Source organism: Pseudomonas sp. ANT_H4 (genome assembly GCF_008369295.1).
In the GTDB taxonomy this organism is placed as follows: domain Bacteria; phylum Pseudomonadota; class Gammaproteobacteria; order Pseudomonadales; family Pseudomonadaceae; genus Aquipseudomonas.
On sequence record NZ_VOBG01000002.1, the window covers coordinates 109,192 to 133,842 of the forward strand.

A 24,651-nucleotide genomic window follows, 5' to 3' on the forward strand; every position below is an offset into this window, starting at 1 on the left:
GCTCAGGCCTCGTGAATGCGCTGCTTGAAGGTCCGGCCAATGGCGTGGACGCCCGGCTGATACTGCTGCTGCTCAATGGCCGCCAGTGCCAGGCGTAAGGCGGTGTCGGCAATCAGTTGGTGTTGTTGGGCCATGGCGTTTACCGGCAACGGCAGGAAGTCCAGCAACTGGGTGTCGCCAAAGGTGCCAAGGCGCAGCGGGCGGGACTTGAGCGGAAAGTCATGCAGTGCGTCGAACACCCCTTGCAGCAGGACGTAGGACGTTGTCACCAGCGCGTCAGGCAAATGCACCAGGCGCTGCAGCAATTCTTCCATCAGTTGTCGGCCACAGTCCCGACTGAAGGCTTCGCCGTGTTCGATGAGCACTTCACCGTCGAATCCTTTCAGCGCTTGCTTGAAACCGGCAGCTCGTTCCTGGCTGATGCTCAGCTCTGGCCGGGCGCCAATCAGCACGATTTGCCGAGGCACGGGTTGCAGCAGGCTGCTGGTTAATTGCTGGCAAGCCTGGCGGTCGTCGCTGACCACCGAGCAAAACTGCGTAGACTCCATTACCCGGTCGATGGCAATGACCGGCAAGCCTTTGGTTTGCAGTTCGCGGTAACTGTCGTCGCTGGCCGGTAGGCAACTGGCGACGAACAACGCATCACAGCGCCGGGCGCGGAACAGTTTCAGCAACTGGCGCTCGCTGTTGGCGTCGTCGTCGGAGCTGGCGATCAGCAGTTGGTAGCCGCGAGCTCGTGCGCCTTGTTCCAGCAGCTTGGCGATCCGCGCGTAACTGGGGTTTTCCAGGTCCGGCAGGATAAAGCCCAGGGTACGGGTGTGCCGGCTGCGCAGCCCGGCGGCCTGAGGGTTGGGTGTAAAGCCGTGTTCTTCAACCACAGCGCGCACTCGTTCGACGGTTGCGCTGCTGATCCGTTGCTGTGCGGCCTTGCCGTTGATGACGTAGCTGGCGGTGGTGACTGACACACCGGCCAGGCGAGCAATATCACTGAGTTTCAAACCGGGATTTCCTTGTTTTTTAGAGCTTGCCCCGACACTTTGTCCAATCGTAACCGATTCCAGCAGGTGACCATTGTCGCAGCTCATGCGCCGAGTGGCGCTTCAAGGATGCAGAATTAATGCGTAATCTGCCATAAATTCTAGATTAAACGTTTCAGCAGGCGTATTTTTACGATGTTCGCCGCTGAGTTGTCTCTGCCAACTGACCACTCAGTCAATTTTTTCGAACGCTTTTTCGCTGATTTATTCAAAACAATACCTAGTGCGCCTGATGCACTAACTAGGAGAAAGGCATGCTTGAGCTCACCGTAGAGCAGATATCCATGGGCCAGAGGGCTGTGGATAAGTCTGTTGCCTTGCAACTGCTCGCCGACAAACTGGTGGCCGACGGCCTGGTTGCCGAGGGTTACCTGAGCGGTTTGCAAGCCCGCGAAGCCCAGGGCTCGACCTTTCTCGGCCAAGGTATTGCGATCCCCCACGGTACTCCTGAAACCCGAGACCTGGTGTTCGCCACTGGCGTGCGTCTGCTGCAATTTCCCGATGGGGTGGATTGGGGTGATGGCCAGATCGTCTACCTGGCGATTGGCATTGCCGCCAAGTCCGATGAACATCTGCGCCTGTTGCAACTGCTGACCCGCGCCCTCGGCGAAACCGATCTGGGCCAGGCACTGTGCCGCGCCAGTTCCGCTGAGGCCTTGCTGAAGCTGCTGCAAGGCGCACCGCAAGAACTGGCCTTGGATGCGCAAATGATTGGCCTCGGCGTGTCCGCCGACGATTTTGAAGAGCTGGTCTGGAGAGGCGCCCGTCTGTTGCGCCAGGCTGATTGCGTGAGCAACGGCTTTGCCGCCGTGCTGCAGCAAGTCGATGCACTGCCCCTGGGCGATGGCCTGTGGTGGCTGCACAGCGAGCAGACGGTCAAGCGTCCGGGCCTGGCCTTTGTCACCCCGGACAAACCCATGCGTTACCTCGGCCAACCGTTGAGTGGGCTGTTTTGCCTGGCCAGCCTCGGCGAAGCTCATCAAGCCTTGCTCGAACGCCTGTGCGCCTTGCTGATCGAGGGTCGTGGCCAGGAACTGGGCCGCGCCACCAGCAGCCGTGCAGTGCTGGAAGTGCTCGGCGGCGAACTGCCGGCCGGTTGGCCGAGTGCGCACATCGCCCTGGCTAATGCCCACGGTCTGCACGCGCGGCCAGCAAAGATTCTTGCGCAACTGGCAAAAAGTTTTGACGGCGAAATCCGCGTACGTATTGTCGACGGGCAGGGCGGCGCGGTGTCGGTAAAAAGCCTGAGCAAACTACTCAGCCTCGGCGCCCGTCGTGGGCAAATGCTGGAATTTGTCGCCGAACCCGGTATCGCGTCCGATGCCTTGCCCGCCTTGTTGGCTGCGGTGGAAGAAGGTCTTGGCGAAGAAGTCGAACCGTTGCCCGCCGTGAGCGCTCTGCGTGAAGTCGTAGAGGTCGAACCGCTGATCAGCGCGCCCTTGTCCGGCAGCCTGATCCAGGCCATAGCCGCCGCACCTGGTATCGCCATCGGCCCGGCGCACATTCAAGTGCTGAAGCCCTTCGACTACCCGTTGCGAGGCGAGTCTGCCGCCATCGAGCGCGTACGCCTGCAAGCGGCGCTGACTGACGTGCGCCGGGATATCCAGGGCTTGATCGAGCGCAGCAAGTCCAAGGCCATTCGCGAGATTTTCATCACCCACCAGGAAATGCTCGACGACCCGGAACTGAGTGACGAAGTCGACACGCGCCTTAAGCAAGGCGAAAGCGCCGAAGCCGCGTGGATGAGCGTGATCGAAGCTGCGGCCAAACAGCAGGAATCCTTGCAGGACGCCTTGCTCGCCGAACGCGCCGCCGACCTGCGAGATATCGGTCGCCGGGTTCTGGCGCAACTGTGCGGCGTTGAAACTCCACAAGAGCCGGACGAACCCTACATCCTGGTGATGGACGAAGTTGGCCCCTCGGACGTGGCCCGCCTCGATCCTGCACGAGTTGCCGGAATTCTCACCGCCCGCGGCGGCGCCACCGCCCACAGCGCTATCGTCGCCCGCGCCTTGGGGATTCCGGCGTTGGTGGGCGCAGGCGCGGCGGTGTTGCTGCTGACCTCGGGTACCCCCTTGTTGCTCGACGGCCAGCGCGGCCGTTTGCATGTCGACGCCGATGCCGCCACCTTGCAGCGCGCCACCCAAGAGCGCGACACCCGCGAGCAACGCCTGCAAGCTGCAGCCGCCCAGCGCCACGAGCCGGCCCTGACCAAAGATGGCCATGGCGTCGAAGTGTTCGCCAACATCGGCGAAAGTGCCGGTGTCGCAGCAGCGGTGGAGCAAGGCGCCGAAGGCATTGGTCTTTTGCGTACCGAACTGATTTTCATGGCCCATCAGCAAGCACCTGACGAAGCCACCCAAGAGGCTGAATACCGTCGCGTACTCGACGGCCTGGCGGGGCGGCCGCTGGTGGTGCGCACCCTCGATGTCGGCGGCGACAAACCGCTGCCGTACTGGCCGATCGCCAAGGAAGAAAACCCGTTCCTCGGTGTACGTGGCATTCGTCTGACCCTGCAACGCCCGCAGATCATGGAAGCGCAATTGCGCGCGTTGCTGCGTTCGGCAGATAACCGGCCGCTGCGCATCATGTTCCCCATGGTCGGCAGCGTTGATGAGTGGCACCAGGCTCGGGACATGACCGAGCGTCTGCGCCTGGAAATCCCGGTGGCCGACTTGCAACTGGGCATCATGATCGAAGTGCCGTCGGCTGCCTTGCTGGCGCCAGTGCTGGCCAAGGAAGTGGACTTTTTCAGCGTCGGCACCAATGACCTGACCCAATACACCCTGGCCATCGACCGTGGGCATCCGACCCTTTCGGCCCAGGCCGATGGCCTGCATCCGGCGGTGTTGCAACTGATCGACATCACCGTGCGTGCAGCCCATGCCCACGGCAAATGGGTAGGTGTGTGCGGTGAACTGGCCGCCGACCCGTTGGCGGTGCCGGTGTTGATCGGCCTGGGTGTCGATGAGCTGAGCGTCTCAGCCCGCAGCATCCCCGAGGTCAAGGCGCGGGTACGAGAATTTAGCATGAGCGAGGCCCGAGTCCTCGCGCAAAAGGCGCTGGCGTTGGGTTCTCCCGAGCAAGTGCGAGCCCTAGTGGAGGCCATGTAAATGGCAAGGATTTTAAGCCTGACGCTGAACCCGGCGTTGGACCTGACGGTGCAATTGGCGCGCCTGGAACCGGGTGAGGTCAATCGCAGCGAAGCCATGATTACCCATGCGGCGGGCAAGGGCGTCAACGTCGCTCAGGTGCTGGCGGACCTGGGGCATCAGGTGACGGTGGGCGGTTTTCTCGGGGAGGACAATCCCCAGGCCTTCGAGGCGCTGATCGCCCGACGTGGTTTTGTCGACGCGTTTATCCGCGTACCGGGGGAGACCCGCAGCAATATCAAGATTGCCGAACAGGACGGGCGCGTCACCGACGTCAATGGGCCGGGGCCGCTAGTCAGCGAGCAGGCGCAACAGGCGTTGCTCGATCAACTGCAGCGAATTGCCCCCGGCCATGATGCCGTGGTGGTAGCCGGTAGCCTGCCCCGTGGCATCAGCCCGCAGTGGTTGCAGGGTCTGTTGGTGCAGCTGAAAACGCTCGGTTTGAAAGTCGCCCTCGACACCAGCGGCGACGCTTTGCGTGCTGGGCTCAACGCCGGGCCGTGGTTGATCAAGCCCAATACCGAAGAGCTGGCCGATGCCCTGGATTGCCCGACAGACTCTGTCGCTCAACAGGCGCAAGTGGCCACTCGGCTGCACGCGCAAGGTGTCGAGCATGTGGTGATTTCCCACGGTGCTGATGGCGTTAACTGGTTCAGCCCCGGCACGGCGCTGCACGCCACGCCGCCCAAGGTCAGCGTCGCCAGCACGGTCGGTGCCGGGGATTCGCTGCTGGCCGGGATGCTCCACGGCTTGCTCTGCTTCGATACACCCGAGAAAACCCTGCGCCGGGCCACTGCCATTGCGGCGATGGCGGTGACGCAGATTGGTTTCGGTATCAGCGATGACGCGCAGTTGGCGCGCCTGCAAAGCGGCGTCCATGTACGCACGCTGACAGAAGAATAAGAGGGTTTGTCATGAAGTTAGCCATTGTTACCGCCTGCCCGAACGGCATGGTCACCAGTGTGCTGTGCGCCCGTTTGTTGGACGCCGCCGCGCAGCGCCAAGGCTGGAGCACCAGCGTCGAGGTGGTGGATAAGCAACACCCGGAGCGCCAGTTGTCGCAGTCGACCATTGAAGCTGCCGAATGGGTATTGCTGGTCAGCAGCACGGCCGTGGACATGCAGCGCTTCGTCGGCAAGCGGGTGTTCCAGAGCACTCCGGCCCAGGCGTTGCAGGATGTCGAAGCGGTGTTGCGCCGGGGCGCTGAAGAGGCCGAAGTGTATGTCGCGACCGACGTGCCAGTGGCGGCCAACAAGGTGCCACGCATCGTCGCCATCACCGCGTGCCCGACCGGCGTGGCTCATACCTTTATGGCCGCCGAGGCTTTGCAACAGGCAGCCAAGCGCCTGGGTTATGACCTGCACGTTGAAACCCAGGGCTCGGTGGGCGCCCGTACGCCGCTGAACCCAGCGGCCATTGCCGATGCCGACGTGGTGCTGCTGGCGGCGGATATCGAAGTGGCCACCGAGCGTTTCGCGGGCAAGAAAATCTACCGCTGCGGCACCGGCATCGCCTTGAAGCAGGCCGAAGCGACCCTCAACAAGGCGCTGGCCGAAGGCAAGCAGGAAAGTGCGGCCAGCGGCGCAACGGCCAAGTCCGAGAAAACCGGGGTCTACAAGCATCTGCTGACCGGAGTGTCGTTCATGTTGCCGATGGTGGTGGCAGGTGGTTTGTTGATCGCCTTGTCGTTCGTCTTCGGCATCCATGCCTTCGAGGAAAAGGGCACCCTGGCGGCGGCGTTGAAAACCGTCGGCGACCAGGCATTCATGCTGATGGTGCCGCTGCTGGCGGGCTACATCGCCTACTCGATTGCCGACCGTCCTGGCCTTGCCCCCGGTATGATCGGCGGCCTGCTGGCCAGCACCTTGGGCGCGGGCTTTATCGGCGGGATACTCGCTGGTTTCCTGGCCGGTTACTGCGTGAAGCTGATCAGCAATGCAGTGCGTTTGCCGCAAAGCCTTGAAGCCCTCAAGCCGATCTTGATCATTCCCTTGCTGGCGAGCCTGTTTACCGGCCTTGCGATGATTTACCTGGTGGGTCCGCCAGTGGCGCAAATGCTCACGGGCCTGACTGATTTCCTCAGCAACATGGGCACCGCCAATGCCGTGATGCTGGGCATCCTGCTAGGCGCCATGATGTGTGTTGACCTCGGCGGGCCGATCAACAAGGCGGCCTACGCCTTTTCGGTCGGACTGCTGGCCGCGCAAAGCGGCGCACCAATGGCTGCGACCATGGCCGCCGGCATGGTGCCGCCGATTGGCATGGGCATCGCCACCCTCCTGGCGCGGCGCAAGTTTGCCCAGACCGAGCGCGAGGCGGGCAAGGCCGCGTTGATCCTGGGGATGTGCTTTATCTCCGAAGGTGCGATTCCGTTTGCCGCCAAGGACCCGCTACGGGTGATCCCGGCGAGCATCGCCGGTGGTGCGCTGACAGGTGCCTTGTCGATGTACTTCGGTTGCAAGCTGATGGCGCCCCATGGCGGGTTTTTTGTGATGTTGATCCCCAATGCGATCAATCATGCGTTGCTGTATTTACTGGCGATTGTTGCCGGGAGCTTGCTGACCGGTCTGGTGTATGCGCTGATCAAACGTCCTGAGACGGTGGAGCTGACAGTCGCAGCAGCTAAAGCCTAAGGCGGTTCACATTTGAACTGTCACATCCCTTTCATGGCACCGTGCTTAAGTTTCCCTTTTGATCTTCGAGGGAACCTGCATGAGCCACTTCAATCTCGGTCGCCGTCGTGTGATGCAGGCTGTCGGTGCCGGTCTGTTGCTGCCCGGCCTGGCACCTGCGGTAATTGCGTCGGTCAAGGACCGTCCGCAGTTGACCGACGGCGTGCAGTCCGGCGACTTGCTGGGCGACCGGGCGATGATCTGGAGTCGCAGCGACCGCCCGGCGAGGATGGTGGTGGAGTGGGACACGCGCAGCCTGTTCAGTAACCCGCGCCGCTTCGTCTCTCCCCTGGCCGACAGCCGCACTGACTTCACCGCCCGCGTCGAGCTGAGCGGTTTACCTGCCGACCAGGCGATTTTCTACCGCGTGTACTTCGAAGATGCCCAGACCGGTGTCGCCAGCGAACCCTGGTTTGGCCACCTGCGCAGCGTGCCGCAACAGCGTCGCGATATTCGCTTCGTCTGGAGCGGTGACACCGTCGGCCAGGGCTTTGGCATCAACCCGGACATTGGCGGCATGCGCATCTACGAAGCCATGCGTCTGCGTTTGCCGGACTTCTTTATCCACAGCGGCGACACCATCTACGCCGACGGCCCGGTACCGGCGCAATTACCCACCGAAGGCGGGCGCATCTGGCGCAACCTCACCACCGAAGCAAAAAGCAAAGTCGCTGAAACCCTGGATGAGTATCGCGGCAACTACCGCTACAACTTGATGGACGAAAACATCCGCCGCTTCAACGCCGAGGTGCCGCAGATCTGGCAGTGGGACGATCACGAAGTGGTCAACAACTGGTCGCCAGGCAAGCAACTGGACGAGCGCTATAAAACCCAAGACATCAACACTCTCGTCGGCCGTGCGCGTCAGGCCTGGCTGGAATATGCGCCGATGCGCCTGCAAGGCGCCGACCAGGGCGGGCGCATCTATCGCAAGCTCAGCTACGGGCCGCTGCTGGATGTATTTGTGCTCGACATGCGCAGCTACCGCGAGGCCAACGATGACAACCTGGGGGGCGAGAAACCCTTCTTGGGGCGTGAGCAACTGGACTGGCTCAAACGTGAACTCAAGGCCTCGAAAGCCCAATGGAAAGTCATCGCCGCCGACATGCCCATCGGCCTCGGCGTGCCAGATGGCGAAGTCAGCCCCGGCGTACCGCGCTGGGAAGCCATCGCCAACGGTGATCCGGGGCAGGCCCAGGGCCGCGAGTTGGAAATCGCCGAACTGTTGGCGTTTCTGCGCGCGCAACAGGTGCGCAACTATGTGTGGCTGACGGCGGATGTGCATTACTGCGCGGCGCACCATTACCACCCGGACCGGGCGGCGTTTCAGGATTTCGAGCCGTTCTGGGAGTTTGTCGCTGGCCCCCTGAATGCCGGCAGTTTTGGTCCCAACCCGCTGGATAAAACCTTCGGTCCTGAAGTGGTGTTCGAAAAGGCGCCGCCGGCGCAAAACACCTCACCGTTCGCCGGGTTTCAGTTCTTCGGTGAAGTGCAGATTGATGGGCAGACGGCGGAGCTGACGGTCATCTTGCGGGACCTGGATGGGGTGTCGGTATTTGAGCAGAAGTTGCAGCCGGTTTAGCGGATTGCTCCCACGCACCCACGTGGGAGCATTCAGCTAGTAGACATCCCGGCGATAGCGGCCCTGTTCAATGAGCCGCTCTACTGCCTCACTGCCCAACACTTGCACCAACACCTGATCCACCCCGGCCGCCATCCCCTGCAAACTCCCACACACATAAATCGCCGCGCCGTCCGCCAGCCACTGGCGTAATACATTCGCCGATTCCCGCAGACGATCCTGAACGTAGATCTTCTCTTCCTGGTCCCGGCTAAACGCCAGGTCCAGCAAGGCCAGGTCACCGCTGGTCAGCCAGCCTTGCAGCTCTTTCTGGCAGAGGTAGTCGTGGGCGATATTGCGTTCGCCGAACAGCAGCCAGTTGCGCTGTTGGCCGTCGGCGATCCGAGCCTTGAGCAGGCTGCGTAGCCCGGCCAGGCCGGTGCCGTTGCCCAACAGAATTAGCGGCACAGGTTCGCTCGGCAGGTGGAACCCACTGTTGCGCCGTAGACGCAGGCAGATGGCCGCCCCCAGCGGCGCGTGCTCCGTGAGCCAGCCGGAACCCAGGCTCAGGCGGCCATTGGGATGGTATTCCTGACGCACGATCAGCTCCAGCACGCCGTCGCTGGCAATCGAGGCAATGGAATACTCACGCATGCCCAGTGGCACCAGCGCATCCACCAGAGCCTGGGCATGCATGCCCACCAGATGGGCACGATTGTCCGGTAATTGACGGCTGGCCAGGGCGTGGTCGAGAGGTTGCGCCAGACCGTCCACCAACACGCTGCCGCTGCCGGCAAGTCCCAAGCCCTCAAGGAAATGTTCGATGGCCCATGGGCCGTTGCGCGGCAGCACCTCTACCAGATCGCCCGCCCGCCAGTCCCTTTGCTGCGGTGGGGTCAGTTCCAGCAAATAGACACCCGCGCCGCTGCTGTCAGGATTGAGCAGTGTGCGATCGCTCAAGCTCCAGTTTTCATAGCTGGCGGTGGGCCAGGCTGCGGTCGGTGCATGGCCGGTCAGTTCACCCAATTGGTGTTGCCAGCGCAGCAAGGCGTCCTGGTCGCCGCTGTCGACTTCAATCGGCGCGAACATCGGGGTGCCGCCCTGGTTGGTCAGCCAGAAGTGCAGGCGTCGGGCAAAGCCACAGAAGTGTTCATATTGGCGGTCCCCAAGGGCCAGGACCGAGTATTTCAAGCCGTTGAGGGGCAGGTCCCGGCCCAGCACGATACGTTCAAAGCCACGGGCGTTGTCGGGCGCTTCGCCGTCGCCGAAGGTGCTGACGACAAACAGCGCATGCTCTGACTGGCGCAAGTCGTCTTCGCTGACGTTGCCAAGGGCCTGGACCTTCACCGGCAATCCGGCGGCTTGCAGTTGGCTGGCGGTTTGCCAGGCCAGTTGCTCGGCAAAGCCACTCTGGCTGGCAAAACCAATCAGCCAGGTCGGCGCGTCACTGCGGTTTTCTCCCAGGCCTTGACGGGCATCGCGCACTTGGCGTTTTTTGCGGCGACGGTCCAGGTACAACAGCCAGCCGGTGATAAAGAACAGCGGCATGCACAGCGCGGTAATGGTCAGGATGATCCGCCCCACCAGGCCAAAGTAACTGCCGACGTGCAGCGCATAAATGCTGGTCAGCAATTGAGCCTTGAAGCTTTTGCTGGCGTAGCGTTCGTGGCGCTGGACCTCGCCGGTGGCCGGGTTCAGGGTGATTTGGTTCAACGCGCGGTCATGGGGCGATGTGTTTAACAGGTAGTAGACAGTGGCCGGTTGGCCCGCAACGGCTGGCATTCGGATGTTGTAGGCGCTCAAGGCGGGGCCAGCGTTGCTGTAGATGCTGCTCCACATGGCCTCGTAGTTGGCCGTTGGTGCGGGACCTGCCGGCGCTGGGCCACGATTGCGCACCCGCTCGTTTTGCGGGGCGTCGGACAGCAGTTTGTTCAGGCCCTGGCTGTACCACTCGTAGGACCAGGACAAGCCGGTCAGCGCCGCCAATAAATAGAACAGCAAGCACCAGGTGCCGAACACCGAGTGCAGGTCCCAGTTAAAACTGCGACCCTTTTTTCGCCAGTCCAGGGTCAACCAGGCGCGCCAACTGGCTACCTGGCGCGGCCAGCGCAAGTACAGGCCTGAAAGGCAGAAGAAAATCAGGATCAGGGTGCAGGCGCCGGTGATTTGCCGACCGGTGTCGCCGATGGCCAGGAAACGGTGCAGTTGCAGCACAAAGCCGAAGAAGCCCTGGCCGACGGCGTCACCCATGTAGGCGCCGGTGTACGGGTCGAAGTAGCGCATTTGGCCACGGCGTTCGCCCGGCGGTGGCGTGAAGAACACTCGCGCGGCATTGCCGCTTTCGCTCTCCACCCAGAGCATGGACACGGTCTTGTTTTCAGTGGCTTCCAGCGTGCGCACCAGTTCAGTTGGTGGTAGCACCCCGGCTGGGCGCATCTCCACGGTCAGTACGGTCGGGTTGAGCGCCCGCAGGATTTCATCCTGGAACGACACCGTAGCGCCGGTGATCCCCATCAACGCCAACACCAGCCCGGCGGTAATGCCGAAGAACCAATGCAACTGGAACAGGGTTTTCTTCAACACGTGGGACTGCCTCGTTCATCTGAATAGGTTCATCACGGCGCGCATTATGCCGTGGGTTGTCGAGAAACATTCTGTTTCACACGCAAAAGCCCCACGCATCCGATGCGTGGGGCTCTGTGCAGATAGCTCTACCGGTTTAGAAGTGGAAGCTGGTGGTCAACAGCGCCGTACGCCCGGCCGCCTGGTTGGCGAAGTGCGAGCCATAAGCCTTGTCGTAGTAGGTCTTGTCGGTCAGGTTCTGCACGTTCAACTGCAGGTCGACGTTCTTGGTCAGCTTGTAGCTGGCCATGGCGTCGTAGCGGGTGTAGGACGGCACGTACACGGTGTTGCCCGCGTCGCCGTAGACTTCGTCGACATAAAACGCGCCGCCGCCGATGGTCAGCTTTTGCGTCAGGTTATAAGTTGTCCACAGGCTGAAGGTGTTCTTCGGCGTGTTGGGCATCTGGTTGCCTTTGTTGGAACCGGTCGTTACCTCACCCAGACGGTTGCCGTTCTTGCCGGGGTCAACCAGCTCGCTTTTCAGATAGCTGTAGCCGGCGAACACTTGCCATTGATCGGTGAGCTTGCCGCTGGCCGACAATTCCAGGCCGTCGACCCGGGACTCACCTGCGGTTTCATAGGTATTGGAGTCCATCAGGATGCGGGTGTTTTGCTTCTCGGTACGGAACACGGCGGCCGTCAGGGACAGGCGGTTGTGGAACAGGTCCCACTTGGTGCCCAGCTCGTAGTTGACGGTTTCTTCGGGTTTCAGGTCGCTGGTGTTGATGCCGGTAGGGATCGCGTTGTTATCCACACCTTCGCCCACCAGGCCGCCCGCTGGCGATGCCGAGGTGGCGTAGGAGGCATAGATACTGCCGTTATCCAGGGGCTTCCAGACCAGGCCGGCCTGCCAGTTGAAGAACTGGCTGTTGTCCTTGACCTTGCTGCGGGCCTGTACGGTGGCGCTTGGCACGGCGTTGGTGTTGGCCACGGTGTCAAAGGTGTCGTAGCGCAGGCCGACGTTGAGCAGCCACTTCGGGTCCAGCTCGATGGTGTCGAACACATAGGCGGCGCGGCTAGTGGCCTTGGTGTTGGTGCCGTTGTAATTGCGCGCGATGCTGCCGGTCCAGGCGTCGTCCGGGTTCGGATTGCCCAGGGAGGTGCACTGGCCACCCTTGCTGCCACCGGCCACGGTGCAGGTCGGGTTGCTGTTGGGGCTGATGGTGTAGCCGCTGACGCGGGTTTCTTCACCGGTGAATTCCAGCCCGGTGGAGTAAGAGTGCTTAAAGCCCAGGGCCTGGAAGCTGCCAAACAGATCAGTCTGGTTGGTGGTGGTTTCGGTAGTGGACACTCGTGCGTTGGCGCGGCGCCACACGGTACCGAAGCGGTTGACGTTGCGCTGGCTGTCGTCAGGCTGCGTGAGGACGTAATCCTGCCCGGTGTTGCCATGACGCAGGGTGTTTTTCAGCGTCATGTTGTCGTTCAGGTCGTGCTCGATGGAGAACGTGCTGATGTCGGCGCGGGTCTTGCGGAAGTCGCGGTCCTTCAATCCGTAGAAATTGTTGCTGTCACCGCCGTCGGTGGGTTTGTCATGGCCATGGGTAGTTGCCGTGGGCGAGCTGTAGCCATACGGAATCCCCGAATCAGGCAGATCGTTGCTTTCCATGTGGTAGTAGCTGAAGTTGACACGGGTTGGCGTGCCCAGGCCGAAGGTCAGCGAGGGTGCCACGCCCCAACGGTCATAGTTGATGGTGTCGCGGCCGGCCACGTTCTGGTCGTGGGTCATCAGGTTCAGGCGGAACGCTGCGTTGTCGAGGAACTGACGGTTGACGTCGAGTACATAACGACGGGTCTGGTCGGAACCGTAGGTGAAGCCACCGTTGGTGAAGTCCCGCGCCTGTGGAGTCTTGCTCACCAGATTGAGGCTGCCACCGGCCGAACCGCGTCCCCCAAAGGACGAGTTGGGGCCTTTACTGACTTCGATGGACTCGATGTCGAAGATCTCGCGGCTCTGGCCGCCGGTATCGCGCACGCCATCGAGGTAGGTGTCGCCCTGGGCGTCAAAGCCGCGAATGAACGGACGGTCGCCCTGGGGATTACCGCCTTCACCAGCGCCGAAAGTAATTCCTGGCACGGTGCGCAAGGCATCCTGCAACGAGGTGGCGGCGGTGTCCTTGAGTACTTGCTGTGGCACCACGGTGACCGAGCGCGGGGTGTCCACCAGCGGCGCGGTGTACTTTTGCGAAGAGGCTTTTTCAACCTGGTAGGACGTCGCGTCCTGTTCCTGCCCGGTGATGCTGGTTGCACCCAGGGAGATGCTGTTGCGCTCGCCTTTCTGCTCGGTGTTTTCAGCCGCTTGCGCCAGATGGGCGACAGAGCTGGCACTGATGGCGACGCCGATGGCCGAGGCCAGTAAACGCGGTGAACTGGCAGGTATTTTTATAGACGTGCGGGACATGACGTGTCCTTTCCCCAAGGATGTGAGGTCGCGGAATATAATGCGAAAAAGACTTTCTATCAATTGCGATACATTACTATTCGCACTTAATTTACATTCTTTACACTTTATTTTTACGGTTTTTGCGATCTCGTTCGTCCCTGGGGTTGGAGTGGGGTTGTACATGGACAATAAGAATCACTACCATTGGTGACCCTCTGCTTTCAGGTATTGCCCCATGTTGCTGCACATTCCCGGCTTGTTCTCTCGCGAGGAAGTGCTGCGCATCCGCGAAGCCCTGGCACAAGCTGATTGGGCCGACGGGAAAGTCACTGCCGGGCATCAGTCGGCCAAGGCCAAACACAACCTGCAACTGCCGGAAGGCCACCCACTGGCGCAGGAAATCGGCGCGGCGATACTCGATCGTCTATGGAAAAATCCGCTGTTTATGTCAGCGGCGTTACCTCACAAAGTCTTCCCCCCGTTGCTCAACTGCTACACAGCTGGTGGCAGTTTCGACTTTCATATCGATAACGCCGTGCGCCAGCCCAAGGGCAGCCATGAGCGGGTGCGTACCGACCTGTCCTCCACAGTATTTTTCAGCGACCCCGACGAATACGACGGTGGGGAGTTGGAAATCCAGGACACCTTCGGTCTGCAGCGGGTCAAGCTGCCAGCCGGAGACATGGTGCTGTACCCCGGCTCCAGCCTGCACAAGGTCAACGCCGTGACCCGTGGCGCCCGCTACGCCTCGTTTTTCTGGACCCAAAGCCTGGTGCGCGAAGACAGCCAGCGCACCTTGCTGTTCGAAATGGACGGTGCGATCCAGCAACTGACCACGGATGTGCCCGATCACCCGGCGCTGATACAACTCACCGGTACCTATCACAATCTGTTGCGCCGCTGGGTTGAGGTATGACTATGGATTTTCAATTGCGCCGTGAAGAGGTCCTCGACGGTGAACAACTGCGGGCCATGCTCTACGAATCCCCGGTGCGCGCCGCCCAGGCGATTTTGATGGCGGCGAAGGAGGGCGTGGTGGATGCCCAGGCGTTGCTGGGGCAGATTCTCCTGGAAGGACGCGGCATTGAGCGCGATGAGGCACTGGCATTGCGCTGGTTTCAGATCGCGGCCCAAGGTGGGCATTTGATGGCGCACAATATGCTCGGTCGCTGTTTTGAGCATGGCTGGGGCTGCACGGCTGATGCCGTGGCGGCTGCGCGGGAATATCGCCAGGCCGCAGACGCCGGGCTTGATTGGGGTTTGTATAACTATGCCAACCTGCTGGCGACGGGTCGCGGTGAGGCCGAGGATCAGCAGCAAGCACTGGTGTGTTATCGACAGGCAGCGCAGTTGGGTCATGCCAAATCGATGAACCTGCTTGGGCGTTATCTGGAAGAAGGGCAGTTCTGCCCCCGAGATTTGGATGCGGCGGTTGAGTGGTATCGACGATCAGCGCAAGGTGGGGATTTTCGTGGGCAGTTCAGTTACGCAGCGGTGTTGGCTGACCGAGGCCAGATCGATGCAGCGCTGGAATGGTTGCGCAAGGCACTGGCGGGCGGGAATCTGAAGTTTTTGCGGGTGGCTTACAAAGCATTGTCGGCCGCCAATGATCCGCAGATTCGGGCAATGGCTGTGGATTACCAGCGACGTTCGACAGAGCTTTCCTAGGCCCACAAAAAAGCCCATGACACGCATGGGCTTCCTCTTGCAGCTTAAAACTTGCCGCTGCTTCTCTTACAGGTAGAACGATTTCAACGGCGGGAACCCATTGAATTCCACTGCGCTGTAGCTGGTGGTGTACGCACCGGTCGACAACCAGTACATCCGATCACCAATCGCCAGGTTCAGCGGCAAACCGTACTTGTAGTTTTCGTACATGATGTCGGCGCTGTCGCAGGTAGGCCCGGCGATGACCACTTCTTCCATCTCGCCGTTCTTCTCGGTCCAGATCGGGAACTTGATGGCTTCGTCCATGGTTTCGATCAGGCCGGAGAACTTGCCCACATCCGTGTACACCCAACGCTCGACGGCGGTACGGGATTTACGGGCGACCAGTACCACTTCACTGACCAGGATCCCGGCGTTGGCGATCAACGAACGGCCTGGTTCCAGGATGATTTCCGGCAGTTCATCACCGAAGTCTTCCTTGAGGAAGCGGATGATTTCTTCTGCGTAGGTTTCCAGGCTGTTGGTGCGGGTGATGTAGTTGGCTGGGAAGCCACCGCCCATGTTGATCAGCTTCAGGTGGATGCCGTCTTCTTCCTTCAGGCGTTCGAAGATCACTTTGACCTTGGCGATCGCCGCGTCCCACACGCTGATGTCGCGCTGCTGCGAGCCGACGTGGAAAGAGATGCCGTACGGCACCAGGCCCAGGTCGCGGGCCAGGATCAGCAGGTCCATGGCCATGTCGGTCTGGCAGCCGAACTTGCGCGACAACGGCCAGTCAGCGGTGGTCGAGCCTTCGGTAAGGATACGCACATAGACTTTCGAACCCGGCGCGGCTTTGGCGATGTTGCGCAGGTCGGCTTCGGAATCGGTGGAAAACAGGCGCACGCCCTTCTCGTAGAAGTAGCGGATGTCCTTGGATTTCTTGATGGTGTTGCCATAGCTGATACGGTCGGCGCTGACGCCACGGGCGAGCACTTTATCCAGCTCGTAGATCGAAGCGATGTCGAAGCTGGAGCCTTTCTCTTTCAGCAGGTCGATGATTTCGACAGCCGGGTTGGCCTTGACTGCATAGTAGATCTTGGCGAACTCGAAGCCGGCGCGCAGGTTATCGTAGGCCTGGCTGATCATCGCGGTGTCGATCACCACGAACGGGGTTTCTTGCGTATCGGCGAAGGCCTTCATTTTCTGGAAGGTTTCGCGCGCGTAATAGTCTTCGACCTTAATCGACATGCTGGGAACTCCTACTGGCAAACTAGATTGATCAATGGGTGCAAATGAACGTCCTCCGTATCCCCACTTTGGTTCGCCTACTTCCCAAGGCATGTCGCCGAAAGCAAAAAAGGCCATGAGATCAACCGCTTCCCTTGGCCTTGCTGTCTCGTCGTCAGTACTTGAGCCGGATGGATCGTTTCCAGCATGGACGTTCGGCGCGAACTTTAGGACTTGAGGGGCTTGAGATCAACTAAAAATGTCGCGTTTTTACACGCGCTCGTCGTGTGGGCATGTGCAGCTACTTATGTAACCGACAGGCATGACGGATTGATGTTCCCCGGGAAGGGAGATTTGAAGGGGGAACCGCTGGCGAAAGGGCTGCTCCCCTGTGGCGAGGGGGCAAGCCCCCTCGCCACAGGGGAGCAGCCCCACCAAACTGGTTTCGGTCAGGCCAACGCAGCCTCGGCTGGCGAAACAATGCTGGTCTTGCCGCCACGAGACTTGCCGGAACTCAGGTACTCGGCAATCGACTCCTGAGTCACCTCACCAAGGAACACCCGCTCGGCATCCATCACCGGCAACCACGAGCGGTTGAACTCGTACATGCGCGACAGCAGGATGCGCAAATGCTCGTCGTACGCTGCGGTGGCGTTGAATTCCTGCAGGAATTGCGCGCAGGTGCCGGTCTTGCGGTGCAGGTCGCGACGACGCACAAAGCCCAGGGCTTTATTCTCGCCATCGGTCACCACCACGTAGCGACGGTCGTGTTCGTCCATCAATTCCAGGGCGTCGGCCACTGGCGTTTCCGGGCTTACCGACGGTGCGTTATCCGCTGCATCCTCGGCCTTCACCAGCAACAGGCGCTTGAGGGTGCTGTCCTGGCCGACAAAGCTGCTGACGAATTCGTCGGCAGGGTGGGCCAGCAGGGTGTCCGGGTGATCGATCTGCAACAGCTTGCCAGCGCGGAAGATGGCGATTTTGTCGCCCAGCTTGATGGCTTCGTCGATGTCGTGGCTGACCATGATCACGGTTTTGTTCAGCGCGCGTTGCATCTCGAAGAATTCGTTCTGGATCATCTCGCGGTTGATCGGGTCGACCGCGCCGAACGGCTCATCCATCAGCAGCAACGGTGCATCGGCCGCCAGGGCGCGGATCACGCCGATTCGCTGCTGCTGGCCTCCGGACAATTCACGCGGGTAGCGGTGCAGATACTGCTTGGGTTCGAGCTTGATCATGCTCATCAACTCGCGGGCGCGGTCATGGCATTTCTGCTTGTCCCAACCCAGGAGCTTGGGCACCACCACGATGTTTTCTTCGATGGTCATGTTGGGGAACAAGCCGATCTGCTGGATCACATAGCCGATGTTGCGACGCAGGGTCACTTCGTCCAGGTCGGTGGTGTCTTCGCCGTTGATCAAAATCTTGCCGGATGTGGGCTTGATCAGGCGGTTGATCATCTTCAACGTGGTGCTCTTGCCGCAGCCCGACGGGCCGAGGAATACGCAAATTTCGCCTTCGTTGACGGTCAGGCTCACGGAATCAACGGCGGTGATGGTCTTGCCGTTGCTTTGAAAGGTCTTGGTCAGGTTTTGAAGTTCGATCATTTGAGCAGTCCTTTTGGAGTCAGCGTGCGTTGCAGCCATTGCAGAAGCAGGTCGGCGAAGATGGCCAGGAGACTGACCAGTACGGCGCCAACGATCAGCATCGACATGTCGCTGCGGCTGATGGAAGCCAGAATAAGTACACCCAGGCCACCGGCGCCGATGGTGGCGGCAATGGTCATGACGCCAATGTTCATCACCACGGCGGTGCGCACGCCGGCGAGGATCACTGGCACGGCGATGGGCAGTTCGACCATGCGCAGGCGCTGGCTGAAGGTCATGCCGATGCCTTTGGCCGCCTCGCGGATGCCTGGCTCGACGCCGGTCAGGGCCAGGTAGGTGTTACGCATGATCGGCAGCAGGGAATAGAGGAACACGGCGGTGATCGCCGGCATCGGCCCCAGGCCCTGGCCGAACTTGGAGTAGAACGGCAGCAGCAGGCCGAACAGGGCGATGGACGGCACGGTCAGCAGCACCGTGGCGCTGGCTTGCAGTGGGCCGGCCAGTGTCGGGAAGCGGGTCATCAGCACGCCCAGGGGCACGCCCACGACGATCGCGAGAATGACCGCGATGCCGACTAGGGTGATGTGCTGCCAGGTCAGGTGCAGGACCTGTGTCCAATCAAGGTGGGAAAAGGCGTTCAGAAATTCCATATCTTCTCCTCAGTTGATGGGATGTTGGCGCAGGAAATCTGCGGCGACAGCGGACGGGCTTTCATGATCGACGTCGACCCGCGCATTCAACTGGCGCATGGTCTGGTCGTCGAACAGCGCTGCCAGCGGCTTGAGGTCTGCGGCCAGTTGCGGGTGGGCATCGAGATAAACCTGACGCACCACGGGCGCTGCTGTGTAGTCTGGGAAGTAATGCAGGTCGTCTTCCAGCAGCTTCAATTTGAAGGCATTGAGGCGACCATCGGTGGTGTAGACCAAACCGGCAAACACCTGGCCGTTACGCAGGGCGGTGTAAACCAGGCCCGCGTCCATCTGCCGGGTGTTTTTGCGGGTCAGGTTCATGCCGTAGAGCTTGACCATGCCGGCCATGCCGTCGGAACGGTTGGTGAACTCGGTGTCCAGGGCCACCAGGCGGTTTTCCCTGGTTTTTTCGGCGAGGGCTTTGGTCAGGTCGCTGATGGTGTTGATCTGCGGGTATTGCTTGGCCACGTTTTCTGGCAGCGACAGCGCATAGGTGTTGCTGAATTTCGACGGCGATAGCCAGACCAGGCCTTTTTTCGCATCGAGTTCTTTCACTCTGGCGTAGGACTGTTCGCTGTCGAGTTTCTCGTCAACGTGGTTGTAGGCTACGAGCGACACGCCGGTGTATTCCCATATCAGGTCCAGTTGCCCGCTTTCCTGGGCACTGCGTGCCAGGTTGCTGCCCAGGCCTCCGGTCACTCGGGTGTCGTAACCCTTGGTGCGCAGGTACTGGGAAGTTATTTCCGCAAGCAGGGTCTGTTCGGTGAACACCCGGGCGCCGATGCGGATCACTGGTTTTTCAGCGGCTTGCGCAATCCCTGCAAACAGCAGGAGGCAGCCTAGTATCAAAGTCAGTTTTTTCATGTTGGTTCCTTTGCCAAGCCTTAAGACGCACGCACTCCGCGTTCCAGCCAGAGGCGGCTAGCCATGGTCACCAGACCGTCGAGCAGCAATGCCAGTAGCGCGGTGCAGGCGGCGCCGAGCAGCAGTTGCGGCTGATTGTTCAAGGCGATGCCGGGGAAAATCAGGCTACCCAGGCTGTTGGCACCAATCAGGAAGGCCAGGGGCGCGGTACCGACGTTGATCGCCAGCGCTACGCGCACGCCGCCGATGATGATCGGCACGGCGTTGGGCAACTCGACGCGAAACAGCACCTGGCGCGGGGTCATGCCGATGCCGACGGCAGCTTCTTTCAGGGAGCCCTGGACGTTTTTCAGGCCTTCATAGGTGTTGCGCACAATGGGCAGCAATGAGGCGAGGAACAGGGCGAAGATAGCAGGACCGCTGCCGATGCCCAGCACGCCCAGGGCAATGGCCAGTACGGCGAGGGGTGGGACGGTGTTGCCGATGTTGAAGATCTGCATGAAGCGTTCTGCGCGCCCGACCATGTTCGGTCGGCTGAGCAGGATACCGGCGGGAATCCCTACAATCAGGGCGGCCAGCATGGAAACAAGGACGAGAATCAGGTGAGCTTGCAGATAAAACAACAAATCGTCGCGGTACAGTTCGATCGTGTTGATGCCAATCCAGTGGACCAGCAGGGCCAGGAGAGCGACGACAACCGCTCCTCCTATCAGCCCTTTGCCATAGCGAATAGCCACAGGCGGACTCCTTTATTTCAGTCGGCGCGCACATTACCGTGCGGCAATGCCATTCCTGGCTGCCGGTAATGTGCTCGCGAAAAGCAGCTCGCCAACGCCGGCAAAACGGCGTGAGGTCGAGCCATGAGCGCAGCCTCGTCAGGCTAACTTGATGATTTTTCAGGCCCTGGTAACGAGTGCGGTACAGGGGAGTGGACGTCTCTACCTTTTAAAAGGTTCCATATTTAGCAGTAATTAGCCACCCTTGAAGTCACTGCAACCGGGTGAGCGGTGGTCCGTGGGCCTAGGTTTGCGCTATACTCGCCGCCCTTTTTTGACTCACCTGCCAGGCGATTTCCCATGACCCACCAGGCCGCCGAAGTCGCGAAACGCCGCACTTTCGCTATTATTTCCCACCCCGATGCCGGTAAAACCACCATCACCGAGAAGCTGTTGCTGATGGGCAAGGCAATCGCAGTGGCCGGCACGGTGAAATCCCGCAAATCCGACCGCCATGCCACCTCAGACTGGATGGAAATGGAGAAGCAGCGTGGTATTTCCATTACCACGTCGGTCATGCAGTTCCCGTATCGCGACCACATGATCAACCTGCTCGACACCCCGGGCCACGAAGACTTCTCCGAAGACACCTACCGTACCCTGACCGCGGTCGACTCGGCACTGATGGTCCTCGACGGTGGTAAAGGTGTCGAGCCACGGACCATCGCCCTGATGGATGTCTGCCGTCTGCGTGATACGCCGATTATCAGCTTCATCAACAAACTCGACCGCGACATCCGCGACCCCATCGAGCTGCTGGACGAGATCGAAGCCGTCCTGAAGATCAAGGCTGCGCCGATCACCTGGCCGATTGGTTGCTACCGCGACTTCAAGGGCGTGTACCACCTGGCTGACGACTACATCCTTGTCTACACCGCCGGCCACGGCCACGAGCGCACCGATGTGAAAATCATCGAGAAGCTCGACTCCGATGAGGCCCGCGCCCACCTGGGTGACGAGTACGACCGCTTTGTCGATCAGTTGGAACTGGTGCAGGGCGCCTGCCATGAGTTCAACCAGCAGGAATTCCTCGACGGTCAGATGACCCCGGTGTTCTTTGGCACCGCCCTGGGCAACTTCGGCGTCGACCACGTGCTCGACGCTGTGGTCAACTGGGCGCCGTTGCCGCTGGCCCGAGTGGCCAACGAGCGCACCGTGGAACCGGTGGAAGAGAAGTTCGCCGGCTTCGTGTTCAAGATCCAGGCGAACATGGACCCAAAACACCGCGACCGTATTGCCTTTATGCGCATCTGCTCCGGCAAATACGAAAAAGGCATGAAGATGCGCCACGTGCGCACCGGCAAGGACGTGCGCATCGGCGACGCCCTGACGTTCTTCTCCTCCGAGCGTGAGCAACTGGAAGAAGCGTTCGCTGGCGACATCATCGGCTTGCACAACCACGGCACCATCCAGATCGGCGACACCTTCACCGAAGGCGAAGCGCTGAGCTTTACCGGCATCCCGCACTTTGCGCCGGAACTGTTCCGCCGCGTGCGCCTGCGCGACCCGCTCAAGTCCAAGCAACTGCGTCAGGGCTTGCAGCAGTTGGCGGAAGAAGGCGCGACCCAGGTGTTCTTCCCCGAGCGCAGCAACGACATCATTCTTGGCGCCGTCGGTGTGCTGCAGTTCGATGTGGTCGCCAGCCGCTTGAAAGAGGAATACAAGGTCGAGTGCTCCTACGAGCCAATCACCGTGTACTCGGCGCGCTGGATCGATTGCAGCGATAAGAAGAAGCTCGAAGAGTTCAGGATCAAGGCTGTGGAAAACCTCGCCATCGATGGCGGCGGTCACCTGACCTACCTGGCTCCGACCCGGGTCAACCTGGCGCTGATGGAAGAGCGCTGGCCGGATGTGAAATTCCGTGCGACCCGCGAACACCATTAAGGTCTGAGCGGTAAATGAAAGGGCGAAGCTGTCATGGCTTCGCCCTTTTTTTGCGCGCCTGCCGGGGCTCAATTATCTGGCGAAAACCTCATATTGGGACTAGCGTCAAAGCTTGCGGCGGTAAACGACTGTCGTGCGGGATTTACCTACTGACTGGACGGAATCGACCATGAGTATTTTTCAACGATTCGTGTTGTTGATCAAAGTGCTGGTGTTGTTGTGCCTCGGGATGTCGACGGCTTGGGCGCACAACCCGGTGCATGGAGGCAATGGAGGCTTCTCGGCGGTGCAGAATGAGCAGGGCAGTGGCTTGCAACTGGCCAAATCGGAGTCTGAAGGCGGAGATCAGGGCCAAGGTGGCAGTGCCGACGATGATGACACCACCACCGAAGAGCCGGATACCGATGACAGTTATGAGGGCGATAGCCAGACGTAGACGGCAGGCAAAAGAAAGCCCCCTCTCGCCGGGCTGATGCGCAATCCGACGAGAAGGGCTGTAAAATTCAAGCAATGCTCTGGACTGAACCCCAGGGCATGATCGTTCCCACGCCGGAGCGTGGGAACGATCAACATCTACCGGCTAGGCCACAAACTGCTCCGCGTAGTGGCAAGCCACCTGGCGATTATCGAGTTCGCGCAAGGCGGGCTCGTCGGTGCTGCACAGTTCGGTGGCGTACGGGCAGCGCTTGTGAAACGCGCAGCCGGACGGCGGGTTGAGCGGGTTGGGCAACTCGCCGACGATCTTGATCTTCGGCTTGTTCGGGTCCGGGTGGATGGTCGGTGTGGCCGACAACAGCGCCTGGGTGTAGGGGTGCAGCGGGCGCTCATAGATGTCGTTCTTCGCGCCCATTTCCACCGGGCGGCCGAGGTACATCACCATCACGTCGTCGGCGACGTGCTGCACCACCGCCAGGTTGTGGGAGATGAACACGTAGGCGGTGTTGAATTCCTGCTGCAGGTCCATGAACAGGTTAAGCACCTGGGCCTGGATCGACACGTCCAGTGCCGAGGTCGGTTCATCCGCCACCAGCACCTTGGGTTGCAGCATCATCGCCCGGGCCAGGGCGATCCGCTGGCGCTGACCACCAGAAAACATGTGTGGGTAGCGCTGATAGTGCTCAGGGCGCAGGCCCACTTGCTTCATCATTGCCTGGACTTTTTCACGACGCTCGGCGGCCGACAGGTTGGTGTTGATCAGCAGTGGCTCGCCGAGCTGATCACCGACCTTCTGCCGTGGGTTCAACGAGGCGTAAGGGCTCTGGAACACCATCTGCACGTCTTTGCGCAGCTGCTTGCGCTGGGCCTTGTCGGCGCCAGTGACTTCCTGGCCGGCAATTTTCAAGGAGCCGGAGGATGGTTCTTCAATCAACGTTAGGGCGCGAGCGAGGGTGGATTTGCCGCAACCGGATTCGCCCACTACGGCGAGAGTCTTGCCGGCTTCCAGCTCAAACGACACACCATTAAGGGCGCGCACCAGGGCGTGGCCCTTGAACAGGCCACGGGACACTTCGTAGTGACGGGTCAGGTCGCGGGCGGTAAGAACGACGGCCATTATGCCACCTCCTGGTTCAAGGGGTAGAAGCAGCGCGCAAGGCTGTGGGCTTTAGGGTCCAGACCTGGACGCGTCTGACGGCAGCTGTCCTGAACGTAAGGGCAGCGCGGCGACAGCAGGCAACCTTGGGGACGGTCATAACGACCGGGCACGATGCCCGGCAAGGTCGACAGCCGGGCGGCGCCCATGCTGTGTTCCGGAATCGCCGCCAGCAATGCTTCGCTGTACGGGTGGCCGGGTACGTCGAACAGGCCAGGCACTTGCCCGACTTCCACGGCTTGGCCGGCATACATCACACACACGCGCTGGGCGGTTTCGGCCACGACTGCGAGGTCGTGGGTGATCAGCACCAGGCCCATGTTCCTTTCTTTTTGCAGGGCCAGCAGCAGCTCCATGATCTGCGCCTGGATGGTCACGTCCAGCGCGGTGGTCGGCTCATCGGCGATCAGCAGTTTCGGCTCGCCGGCAATGGCCATGGCAATCGCCACACGCTGGCTCATGCCGCCGGACAGTTGGTGCGGGTAGGCGTTCATACGGCTGGCGGCGCCAGGGATTTCCACCTTTTCCAGCAGTTCGATGGCGCGCTTGCGGGCTTGTTTGCGGGACATCTTGAGGTGCAGACGCAGCACTTCTTCGATCTGGAAACCCACGGTGTAGCTGGGGTTCAGGGCGGTCATCGGGTCCTGGAACACCATGGCCAGATCTTTACCGACGATTTGCCGACGCTGGCGGTTGCTCAGCTTGAGCATGTCCTTGCCGTCGAAGTTCAGGGCGTCAGCGGTGACGATGCCAGGGTGCTCGATCAGGCCCATCAGCGCCATCATGGTCACGGATTTACCCGAACCCGACTCGCCAACGATGGCCAATACCTCACCTTTGTCGACGCTAATATCGAGGCCGTCGACCACTGGGACTGCGCTCTTGTCGCCGAAGCGGACATTGAGATTCTTGATTTCTAGCAGTGACATAGGAATCTCC

Annotated in this window: 18 protein-coding genes; 8 read left to right on the forward strand and 10 right to left on the reverse strand. The window is 60.7% G+C overall.

Annotated elements, in window-relative coordinates:
• Positions 1-2: 2 nt before the first annotated feature.
• The gene (cra, locus tag FQ182_RS03130; RefSeq protein WP_149410829.1) at positions 3-998 is read right to left on the reverse strand and encodes a catabolite repressor/activator; all 996 of its coding nucleotides are present in this window, start codon (positions 996-998) and stop codon (positions 3-5) included.
• A 293-nt stretch (positions 999-1,291) separates the two neighbouring features.
• Between cra and ptsP the strand changes: the two genes are divergently transcribed.
• The 4 genes from ptsP (at position 1,292) to FQ182_RS03150 (ending at position 8,443) form a co-directional block, all read left to right on the forward strand.
• Positions 1,292-4,150, forward strand: a complete 2,859-nt coding sequence (ptsP, locus tag FQ182_RS03135; protein ID WP_149410830.1) for a phosphoenolpyruvate--protein phosphotransferase — start codon at positions 1,292-1,294, stop codon at positions 4,148-4,150.
• The gene (gene pfkB / locus FQ182_RS03140) at positions 4,151-5,092 is read left to right on the forward strand and encodes a 1-phosphofructokinase (protein WP_149410831.1); all 942 of its coding nucleotides are present in this window, start codon (positions 4,151-4,153) and stop codon (positions 5,090-5,092) included.
• 11 nt (positions 5,093-5,103) lie between these two features.
• Positions 5,104-6,822, forward strand: a complete 1,719-nt coding sequence (locus tag FQ182_RS03145) for a PTS fructose-like transporter subunit IIB (protein WP_149410832.1) — start codon at positions 5,104-5,106, stop codon at positions 6,820-6,822.
• Positions 6,823-6,901: 79 nt separating this feature from the next.
• Positions 6,902-8,443, forward strand: coding sequence for an alkaline phosphatase (locus FQ182_RS03150; RefSeq protein WP_149410833.1), 1,542 nt, complete (start codon positions 6,902-6,904; stop codon positions 8,441-8,443).
• Between the two features lie 36 nt (positions 8,444-8,479).
• Here the strand turns inward: FQ182_RS03150 and FQ182_RS03155 are convergent, their stop codons facing one another.
• Both FQ182_RS03155 and FQ182_RS03160 read right to left on the reverse strand, forming a co-directional pair.
• On the reverse strand, positions 8,480-11,005 hold the full coding sequence (locus FQ182_RS03155) for a sulfite reductase flavoprotein subunit alpha (RefSeq protein ID WP_149410834.1): 2,526 nt from the start codon (positions 11,003-11,005) through the stop codon (positions 8,480-8,482).
• A 136-nt stretch (positions 11,006-11,141) separates the two neighbouring features.
• Positions 11,142-13,442 (reverse strand): TonB-dependent siderophore receptor, encoded by a 2,301-nt coding sequence (locus FQ182_RS03160; protein WP_149410835.1) that lies wholly within the window; start codon positions 13,440-13,442, stop codon positions 11,142-11,144.
• 217 nt (positions 13,443-13,659) lie between these two features.
• Between FQ182_RS03160 and FQ182_RS03165 the strand changes: the two genes are divergently transcribed.
• Both FQ182_RS03165 and FQ182_RS03170 read left to right on the forward strand, forming a co-directional pair.
• Positions 13,660-14,340 carry a Fe2+-dependent dioxygenase gene (locus tag FQ182_RS03165; RefSeq protein ID WP_149410836.1) on the forward strand — a complete coding sequence of 227 codons (681 nt, stop codon included), beginning with the start codon at positions 13,660-13,662 and terminating at the stop codon, positions 14,338-14,340.
• Positions 14,341-14,342: 2 nt separating this feature from the next.
• The gene (locus FQ182_RS03170) at positions 14,343-15,092 is read left to right on the forward strand and encodes a tetratricopeptide repeat protein (protein WP_149411058.1); all 750 of its coding nucleotides are present in this window, start codon (positions 14,343-14,345) and stop codon (positions 15,090-15,092) included.
• Between the two features lie 66 nt (positions 15,093-15,158).
• Here FQ182_RS03170 and FQ182_RS03175 read toward each other — a convergent pair whose 3' ends face one another.
• From FQ182_RS03175 to FQ182_RS03195, 5 genes are all read right to left on the reverse strand, one after another.
• On the reverse strand, positions 15,159-16,322 hold the full coding sequence (locus FQ182_RS03175) for a type III PLP-dependent enzyme (protein WP_149410837.1): 1,164 nt from the start codon (positions 16,320-16,322) through the stop codon (positions 15,159-15,161).
• 428 nt (positions 16,323-16,750) lie between these two features.
• Positions 16,751-17,908: a betaine/proline/choline family ABC transporter ATP-binding protein gene (locus FQ182_RS03180; RefSeq protein WP_133099937.1), complete on the reverse strand. Its 1,158-nt coding sequence runs from the start codon at positions 17,906-17,908 to the stop codon at positions 16,751-16,753.
• Positions 17,905-18,558 (reverse strand): ABC transporter permease, encoded by a 654-nt coding sequence (locus FQ182_RS03185; protein WP_133099936.1) that lies wholly within the window; start codon positions 18,556-18,558, stop codon positions 17,905-17,907. Before FQ182_RS03185 ends, FQ182_RS03180 begins: the two co-directional genes overlap by 4 nt.
• Positions 18,559-18,567: 9 nt before the next feature.
• A complete protein-coding gene (locus FQ182_RS03190; RefSeq protein WP_149410838.1) occupies positions 18,568-19,461 on the reverse strand; it encodes a glycine betaine ABC transporter substrate-binding protein in 894 nt (297 codons plus the stop codon).
• Positions 19,462-19,481: 20 nt separating this feature from the next.
• Complete coding sequence (locus FQ182_RS03195) at positions 19,482-20,198, reverse strand: ABC transporter permease (RefSeq protein ID WP_149410839.1); 717 nt, start codon at positions 20,196-20,198, stop codon at positions 19,482-19,484.
• A gap of 339 nt (positions 20,199-20,537) precedes the next feature.
• Here FQ182_RS03195 and FQ182_RS03200 point away from each other — a divergent pair, with 339 nt between their 5' ends.
• Both FQ182_RS03200 and FQ182_RS03205 read left to right on the forward strand, forming a co-directional pair.
• Positions 20,538-22,121 (forward strand): peptide chain release factor 3, encoded by a 1,584-nt coding sequence (locus tag FQ182_RS03200; protein ID WP_149410840.1) that lies wholly within the window; start codon positions 20,538-20,540, stop codon positions 22,119-22,121.
• 169 nt (positions 22,122-22,290) lie between these two features.
• A complete protein-coding gene (locus FQ182_RS03205) occupies positions 22,291-22,557 on the forward strand; it encodes a hypothetical protein (protein WP_149410841.1) in 267 nt (88 codons plus the stop codon).
• Positions 22,558-22,701: 144 nt separating this feature from the next.
• On the opposite strand, the gene FQ182_RS03210 is transcribed toward FQ182_RS03205, so the two are convergent.
• Positions 22,702-23,673 carry a peptide ABC transporter ATP-binding protein gene (locus tag FQ182_RS03210; RefSeq protein WP_149410842.1) on the reverse strand — a complete coding sequence of 324 codons (972 nt, stop codon included), beginning with the start codon at positions 23,671-23,673 and terminating at the stop codon, positions 22,702-22,704.
• Entirely contained in the window at positions 23,673-24,641 is a 969-nt protein-coding gene (locus tag FQ182_RS03215; protein ID WP_149410843.1) for an ABC transporter ATP-binding protein, read from the reverse strand. Before FQ182_RS03215 ends, FQ182_RS03210 begins: the two co-directional genes overlap by 1 nt.
• Between the last annotated feature and the right edge of the window lie 10 nt (positions 24,642-24,651).

Bases quoted from the DNA above. Each gene is read 5' to 3' on its own strand.
- FQ182_RS03215 (WP_149410843.1), bottom strand. From the start codon at position 24,641: ATGTCACTGCTAGAAATCAAGAATCTCAATGTCCGCTTCGGCGACAAG.
- FQ182_RS03160 (WP_149410835.1), bottom strand. From the start codon at position 13,442: ATGTCCCGCACGTCTATAAAAATACCTGCCAGTTCACCGCGTTTACTG.
- FQ182_RS03145 (WP_149410832.1), top strand. From the start codon at position 5,104: ATGAAGTTAGCCATTGTTACCGCCTGCCCGAACGGCATGGTCACCAGT.
- FQ182_RS03150 (WP_149410833.1), top strand. From the start codon at position 6,902: ATGAGCCACTTCAATCTCGGTCGCCGTCGTGTGATGCAGGCTGTCGGT.
- FQ182_RS03180 (WP_133099937.1), bottom strand. From the start codon at position 17,908: ATGATCGAACTTCAAAACCTGACCAAGACCTTTCAAAGCAACGGCAAG.
- FQ182_RS03185 (WP_133099936.1), bottom strand. From the start codon at position 18,558: ATGGAATTTCTGAACGCCTTTTCCCACCTTGATTGGACACAGGTCCTG.
- FQ182_RS03210 (WP_149410842.1), bottom strand. From the start codon at position 23,673: ATGGCCGTCGTTCTTACCGCCCGCGACCTGACCCGTCACTACGAAGTG.
- pfkB (WP_149410831.1), top strand. From the start codon at position 4,151: ATGGCAAGGATTTTAAGCCTGACGCTGAACCCGGCGTTGGACCTGACG.
- FQ182_RS03175 (WP_149410837.1), bottom strand. From the start codon at position 16,322: ATGTCGATTAAGGTCGAAGACTATTACGCGCGCGAAACCTTCCAGAAA.
- FQ182_RS03205 (WP_149410841.1), top strand. From the start codon at position 22,291: ATGAGTATTTTTCAACGATTCGTGTTGTTGATCAAAGTGCTGGTGTTG.
- FQ182_RS03200 (WP_149410840.1), top strand. From the start codon at position 20,538: ATGACCCACCAGGCCGCCGAAGTCGCGAAACGCCGCACTTTCGCTATT.
- ptsP (WP_149410830.1), top strand. From the start codon at position 1,292: ATGCTTGAGCTCACCGTAGAGCAGATATCCATGGGCCAGAGGGCTGTG.
- FQ182_RS03170 (WP_149411058.1), top strand. From the start codon at position 14,343: ATGGATTTTCAATTGCGCCGTGAAGAGGTCCTCGACGGTGAACAACTG.
- FQ182_RS03190 (WP_149410838.1), bottom strand. From the start codon at position 19,461: ATGAAAAAACTGACTTTGATACTAGGCTGCCTCCTGCTGTTTGCAGGG.
- FQ182_RS03165 (WP_149410836.1), top strand. From the start codon at position 13,660: ATGTTGCTGCACATTCCCGGCTTGTTCTCTCGCGAGGAAGTGCTGCGC.